Origin of the sequence: Enterobacter cloacae complex sp. IR5458, from assembly GCF_049238025.1 — a bacterium.
GTDB lineage: Bacteria > Pseudomonadota > Gammaproteobacteria > Enterobacterales > Enterobacteriaceae > Enterobacter > Enterobacter kobei.
Map to the genome: position 1 here is coordinate 75,881 of NZ_JBMKIF010000025.1, position 7,779 is coordinate 83,659.

General features: G+C 62.5%; 2 protein-coding genes. Both read left to right on the top strand.

What is annotated here, in order from left to right; genetic code table 11:
- A complete protein-coding gene (locus tag ACOTYN_RS19135; protein WP_023331620.1) occupies nucleotides 1–519 on the top strand; it encodes a toxin-activating lysine-acyltransferase in 519 nt (172 codons plus the stop codon).
- Between the two features lie 13 nt (nucleotides 520–532).
- On the top strand, nucleotides 533–7,779 hold a 7,247-nt coding region (locus ACOTYN_RS19140), incomplete at its 3' end, for a hemagglutinin repeat-containing protein (RefSeq protein WP_421634770.1).

Below are 7,779 nucleotides of genomic sequence, written 5' to 3' on the forward strand. Positions count from 1 at the left end.
ATGCGCTATGGCGAATTGACGGTTCATTGTCCGCAGCTCGAGGACGTCGCGCTAAGTGAAGCCGAAGTGCTGGGCGCGTCGGTCTGGCTCTGGATGCATTCCCTCAACCACCGTGACGCGCCGCTGCACGTCCTGCCCGTGGTGCTCTTGCCCATCATTAAACGCCAGCAGTACGTGCTGATAGAGGAGAAAGGACGCCCGATCTTTTTCCTGAGCTGGGCATGGATGAGCGAAGAAGCCGAACGCCGCTATCTCACCCAGGAGACGGTCGTCCTGCCGGAAGAAGACTGGTGTAACGGCGATCGGATGTGGTTTCGCGATTTTATTGCCCCCTTTGGGCACGCGGAAGCCCTGTTTCGCCTGGTACGCGAGGAGATTTTTCCGCATCACGTTGCGCGCTTTCTGTGGCATCGCGGCAATGAGAAAGGCCGTCGTATCAAAACGTTTTATGGCAGGCAGGTCACGCGCGAAGCGCTGCTGAACTGGAAACACACGCACCCGCTGCACGGACAAAAATAAAAAGGATTTCACCATGAATAAACGTCTGTACCGTATCGTCTTTAATAAAGCCCGCGGCATGCTGATGGTCGTTTCCGAGCTGGCGCGCGGCTGTTCGGGCGGATCGTCTTCCTCCGGGATCGGGCACGCGCTTCAGCGTCTTGTCTGTCGCGTCGGCGCACTCAGCCTTGCGCTGTGGCTGGCCTCTGGTGCCGTCACGGTGCAGGCCGCCGGGATTGTGGCGGACGCCTCCGCGCCCGGTAAACAGCAGCCCACCGTGATCAGCACCGCTAACGGCACGACGCAGGTGAATATCCAGACCCCGTCTGCAGGCGGCGTGTCCCGCAACACCTACAGTCAGTTCGACGTTGGCCGGGACGGGGCCATCCTCAATAACGCCCATAAAAATACCTCAACCGAACTCGGCGGAATGGTGACCGCCAACCCGTGGCTGGCGAAAGGCGAGGCTAAAGTCATCCTCAACGAGGTGAACGCACGCAACCCGAGCCAGCTCAACGGCTACATTGAGGTGGCTGGACAAAAGGCCGACGTGATCATTGCCAGCCCGTCGGGCATTACCTGTGACGGCTGCGGCTTTATCAACGCCGGGCGCGCCACGCTGACGACCGGTACCGCGCAGATGCAGGATGGCCGGATAACCGGGTATCAGGTGGAGCGCGGTGAGATTACCGTGAACGGCAACGGGCTGGATACCTCCGGGCAGGCGCACACCGATATCATCGCCCGGGCGGTTCAGGTGAATGCGGCGATTCACGCGCAGGATTTACGCGTCACTACCGGGCGCAACACGGTGGATGCGGCGCATGAAAAGGTGACCGCCCTTGCGGATAACGGTGCGGCAAAACCCGTCATGGCGCTGGATGTCTCCCAGGTCGGCGGCATGTACGCCGGGAAAATCCGTCTGATCGGGACGGAAAAAGGCGTCGGCGTGCGCAACGCGGGCAATATTGGCGCAGAAGCCGGAACAGTCACCCTCTCCGCCGACGGGCGTATTGAGAATAGCGGCACGGTCTGGTCTTCCGCTGACGTCGCCCTTTCTGGCACCGACGCCATACAAAACAGCGGCTCCCTCGCTGCACAGCGCAACGTCAGCCTGACGGGCAAAACGATTGCCAGCACCGGCACGCTGGCAGCAGGCGTGCAGCCCGATGGCACCACGGGCCGCGACGGCGATCTGACGCTCAACGCCAGCGGCAAACTTGAGATGCATGGACTGAATGTGGCGGGTGGCAACATCAGGTCCACGGGACAGGGGTTGGATGCATCAGGCAGCGTGACGCAGGCCAACGCCATTACCCTTAACGCCGGACAAGGCGACCTCAGCACCGCCGGTGCGGAAGTCATCGCGAATGACGCCCTCAGCGTCACGGCAACCGGCACGCTGGATAACAGCAGCGGCCTGCTCGCCGCCGACCAGCTCACGCTCACGGCAAAACGCCTGCAAAATCAGAAAGGCCAGATAAGCCAGAGCGGCACGCGGGGTCTGACGCTGAACCATCAGGACGGCATTGATAACCGCGAAGGCATGATTGCCGCCAACGCCACGGTAAGCGTCAACGCCGCGTCGCTGGATAACCGTAAAGGCCAGATCGTTGCCGCCGATACCGGCAGCGCCCTGACGATAAAAACGGCTGGCCTGACGGACAACCGCGAGGGTGAACTGGCAGCAGCAGGCAGTATCAGCCTGAGCGCCGACACTCTGAACAACAGCAGCGGCTTTATCAGCGCGGAACACGGCCGCGTCGGGCTAACCAGCCGCAACGCGCTGGCTAACGTCGGCGGGACAATTGCCGCCCACGATACCCTGACGCTCGACAGCGCCGGGTTGAACAACGACGAAGGGTTAATTCAGTCCGGGGCGGACATGATCGTCGACACTCACGGGAACCGCCTGTCAAACAACACGACCCTGACGACTGGCGGCATCGTCAGCTTCGGCACCCTGAACGTCAACGCCGGCAGCATCAGCAATCAGCACGGCATGCTGGCCAGCGCGAAAGAAACCGTCGTAACGGCCACGGACGTGGACAACCGCAGCGGTACCCTGAGCGCCACAGGTTCGCTGAATCTGCATGTGGGGTCGCTGGAGAATACGCAAGGCACGCTGGTATCCGGCGGCGATGCGCGGATAGACGCCTCCCGGATAGACAACCAGAAAGGGATGATTGTCGCCCAGGGCGATCTTGCCGTCACGGCACAGCGTCTGGATAACGACAGCTGCGGGCTGGTCCAGAGCGGAGGGGATCTCACGCTGGCCGTTGACGGTATCAGCAACCGCAACAGCGGGGACACGGGCGGCATCGTTAGCCAGGGAAACCTGAGCATAACCACGACCGATCTGCAAAATGATGCGGGCGTACTGCTCGCCGAAAAACGGGCCACGCTGGACGCCGCGCGCTTTAGCAACATCGCCGGGACGCTGTATGCCCTGGATACGCTGACGCTTGCCACGCGCAGCGATACCGACAACCGTCAGGGGGTCATTCAGGGAAGCGGGCTCGTTCTTGATACGCACGGCTGGCAGCTGGATAACCGCGAGGGGACGATTTACAGCCTGGCGGAAATGCAGCTCGCCACCGCCGCGCTGAACAACCAGAACGGCACGCTGGGCGCAGAAGGGGAGTTCACGCTGCGGGCAACCTCGCTGGATAACCGTTCCGGCGGGCGTCTGGTGGGTGAGCAGGAGATGACCCTCAACCTCGAGCGTCTTGATAACCAGGACGGGCAGATCCAGTCTCTCGGTGAACTGGCGGTGAACGCCGTAACGGGGGCGATCGACAACACGCTGGGCCTGATACGCAGTGGCGCAACGGTGACGCTCAACGCAGCCTCGCTGATCAATCGCAATACGCAGGCTGAAGATAAGGGCATTGAAGGGCTGGATGTGAAAATCAACAGCCAGCAGTTCGATAATGCTCTGGGAACAACGCGGGCAGGCAATACGTTATCGGTCGCCAATGCCGGAACCCTGGATAACACGCAGGGTGAGCTGTCCGCCGAGGGGGCGCTGTCGCTGAGCGGCGCGGCTTTGCGGCTTCTCAACGCTGACGGGGTCGTTATTGGCGGGGAGAACGTCACGCTTGAAGCCGACGCGCTAACCGGAGACGGTCAGCTTATGTCGCTCGGCGATATGACGATTCACACGCAGCAGAGTTTTAACAACGCGGGTGATGTGATTGCCAACGGCAGCATGACCTTCACCACGCCGGGCAGCGTGACCAACAGCGGTAACCTGCTGGCGGGCGCAAAACTGGATCTCAGCGCCGCCAGTCTGTTCAATGCCGCGTCCGGCGAGATTGCCGCCGGCGCGACCTGGCTGACCCTCTCCTCAAGTCTGAGTAATTACGGTCTTATCGACGGCAGCCAGACGTGGCTGCGTGCCGAAACCTTAACGAACGCGGGTACCGGCCGCATCTACGGCGATCATCTGTCGATTCAGGCGATAACGCTCAATAACCTCGCCCAAGACGGAACGGCAGCGACCCTCGCCGGACGCCAGCGCGTGGACATCGGGGCACAGACAATCAACAACCGCGACCACGCGCTGATCTACAGCGACGGGGCGATGGCCATCGGCGGGCGCGTGGACGACAACGGCTTTGCCATCGGGCAGGCGCAAACCCTCAACAACCACAGCGCGACCATTGAGTCCGCGGGCGACATGGCGCTCTCCGTCGGCCAGCTCAACAACATCAACGACCATTTCAGCACCGAAGTGGCGCTCATCTCCACGGAGCAGATCCACGAGTACCAGCAAAAGGGATCGCCCACCCGCTGGGATGCGGATGCTGACGGCGTGTTCGTCGACCACAACTCGGCCGACCACCTGCTTAACCTCAACACCCCGGACGATACCGGGGCCAACAACGACAACTTTTACGAGTACACCTACACCCGTACCATTGAAGAAGAGGTGATTGCCGAAAGTGACCCGGGCAAAATCCTCGCCGGCGGCAATATGCTGATTACGGCAAATCAGGTTCTGAACGATAAAAGCCAGATTGTGGCGGGGGGAACGCTCGGGATCTTCGCCGATTCGGTGGATAACGTGATGCCGGAAGGCAGCCGATGGATCACCGATGCAGGCTCGGTTACACACTACAGCCGTAAATCCAGAAAGGGTGGCGACTCGCAGGGAAAAAGCACCTCGGACTACGCCCCGCCTGTGGTTATCCAGTCGATCACCCTGTCGCCGGGCAAAATGGAAGGCAACAGCCAGGCCGATGGCAGCGGCATGACCCTTTCCCCCGCCAGCGCCCACAAAACAGATGCCACGCTCAGCGGGACGGGTAGCCTGGCGGTAGGTGTGGACACCACCTCACCGGGTTCCGCTGCCCTGCCCTCCGGCAATGCGCCTGGCAAATGGATTGAAACGCCCACCAGCGATGCGCAGGGCGTGGTGGTACGTGCCGCAGGGCCGGACATCCGTCTGCCGGACAGCAGCCTGTTTAACACCCTGCCGGATCCGGATGCGCATTACCTGATCGAAACCGATCCACGCTTCACCAACAACAAGACGTGGCTCGGCAGTGATTATATGCAGAATGCGTTCACGACAGATCCGGATAACGTGCACAAGCGCCTTGGCGACGGCTATTACGAGCAGCGCCTGGTACGCGAGCAGATCATCGCCCTCACCGGCGGCCGCTACCTCGGCGACTACCGCGACGATGAGACCCAGTTCAGGGCGCTGATGGATGCGGGCATTGCTTTCGGGCAGACGCATCAGCTTGTACCGGGCGTAGCGCTCACCGCAGAACAGATGAGCCTGCTGACGGAGGACATGGTCTGGCTGGTCAACACCCGCGTTCAGCTTGCCGACGGCAGCTGGCAGACGGTGATGGTGCCGCAGGTGTATGTGCGCGTACAGCCTGGCGACATCGACGGCTCCGGCGCGCTGATGGGGGGCCAGAATCTGGTCATGAACCTGAACCGCGACCTGGTCAACAGCGGCACCCTGCACGGGCGTGACGCGGTGCAGCTCAGTGCCGACAACATCACCAACAAAGCAGGAACGATACAGGGGGCTGACGTCAGCCTGTTCGCCCGCACGGACATCAACAACACCGGCGGCACGATCTCGGGCAAAAATGCCGTACTGGCCACGGCCGGGCGCGACATCAGCCTCACCACCACCACCCGCAGCGCACAGAGCAGCAGCGGGAAAAACAGTTTTGAGCGCACCACCGTAGAGCGCGTGGCGGGGATCTACGTCCAGGGCGATGACGGTAAGCTGGTGCTGAACGCCGGGCGCGATCTCACCCTGACCGGCGCGCAGGTCGTTAACAGCGGCAGTGGAAGCCAGACGGTGCTCAGTGCCGGGCGGGATCTGAACCTCACCACCGTCACTACCTCCGCCAGCGATAACCTGACGTGGGATAAAAATAACTGGCTGAAGCAGTCCGTCACCCAGCAGGCGGGCAGCGAGGTGGCCGGCGGAGGCGATATTCTGATGATGGCCGGCCGCGACGTGAGTGCGCAGGCCGCAACCGTGGAGGCGGGCAGCAGCCTAGCCGTCAGCGCGGGGCGCGACATCGCCGTCACCGCCGCCACTGACAGCAGCATGTTTGAGTCGCACCATCAGTCCACCGGCAGCAGCGGCGCGCTGTCGAAAAAAACCGTGACCACGCACGATGTGGTGAACAGTGAGACCGCACAGGGAGCCCTGTTCAGCGGCGACAGCGTCATCCTGCAGGCGGGCAATAACCTGCGGGTACACGGCAGCGATATCGTGGGCGATAACGATGTCCGGCTGGCGGCAGGCAACAGCCTGACCGTGACTACGGCGGAGGAGCACAGCCAGGAGAGTCATCAGCGGCAGGAGAAAAAATCCGGCTTCTCCGGCACGGGCGGCATCGGTGTCAGCTACGGCAGCCAGAGCCTGAAGGTCACCGACACCGCACAGGACACCACCCATCGCGGCAGCACCATTGGATCCGTGAACGGCAGCGTCACGCTGAGCGCGGGCAATGACCTGAGCGTCCACGGCTCGGACCTGATTGCCGCGCAGGATATGACGCTCGCCGGGAAAAACGTCAGCATCACCGCCGCCACGGAGAGCGGCACGCAGACCCACACCGTGGAGCAAAAATCTTCCGGCCTGACCCTTGCGATCTCCGGCGCGGCGGGTGGTGCTCTCGACAGCAGCGTGAGCACCCTTAAGCAGGCCAGGGAGACCGATAACGACCGCCTCGCCGCACTGCAGGCGGTGAAAGGCGCACTGACCCTCGGACAGGGCGCGCAGTCCGTCATGCTCGACCAGGCCACCGGCAACCAGAAGGGCAACGACAACACCGTCGGCATCAGCCTCTCTTACGGCAGCCAGTCGTCAAAATCCACCCAGACCAGCACGCAGGCCACCGCAAAAGGTAGCAGCCTCACCGCCGGGAATAACCTCACCGTGGTGGCAACCGACGGCGACCTGCTGGTTCACGGCAGCCAGCTTGATGCGCAGAACGACCTGTGGCTACAGGCCAGCCGGGACGTGAACCTGATATCCGCGCTGAACACCGCCACGCTCGACGGCAAAAACGAGAGCCACGGCGGCAGCGCGGGCATCGGTATCGGCTACGGCTCCGGTGGCGCGGGCATCTCCGTCTCCGCCAGCGTGAACAGCGGCAAAGGAACCGAGCGCGGCAACGGCACCACCCGCACCGAAACCACGGTTAACGCAGGGGATACGCTCACAATCGTCAGCGGCCGCGATACGAATCTAACCGGGGCGCAGGTCAGCGGGGAGAGCGTGCTGGCCGATATCGGGCGTAACCTGACCATTACCAGTGAACAGGACACCGACCGTTACGACAGCAAACAGCAAAACGCCAGCGCGGGCGGCAGCTTTACCTTCGGCACCATGAGCGGCTCGGCCAGCGTTAATTACAGCCGCGACAGCATGAACAGCGACTATGCCTCCGTGAAGGAGCAGACCGGCATCTTCGCAGGCTCCGGCGGGTTCGACATCACCGTCGGCGGCCACACGCAGCTCGACGGCGCGGTTATCGCCTCCACCGCCACGGCGGATAATAACCGCCTCGACACCGGGACGCTCGGCTGGCGGGATATCCATAACACCGCTGAATACGAGGTGGAGCACCAGAGCGCGGGCATCAGCACCGGGGGCAGCACCGGCGGCAGCATCGCGGGGCAGTTCACCGGGAATATGGCGAGCAACCTGCTGGTCGGGGCGGACAGCAGCGGCAGTGCGGAGGGCACCACGCGTGCGGCCATTGAAAACGGCACGGTGGTGGTTCGCGATAAGGA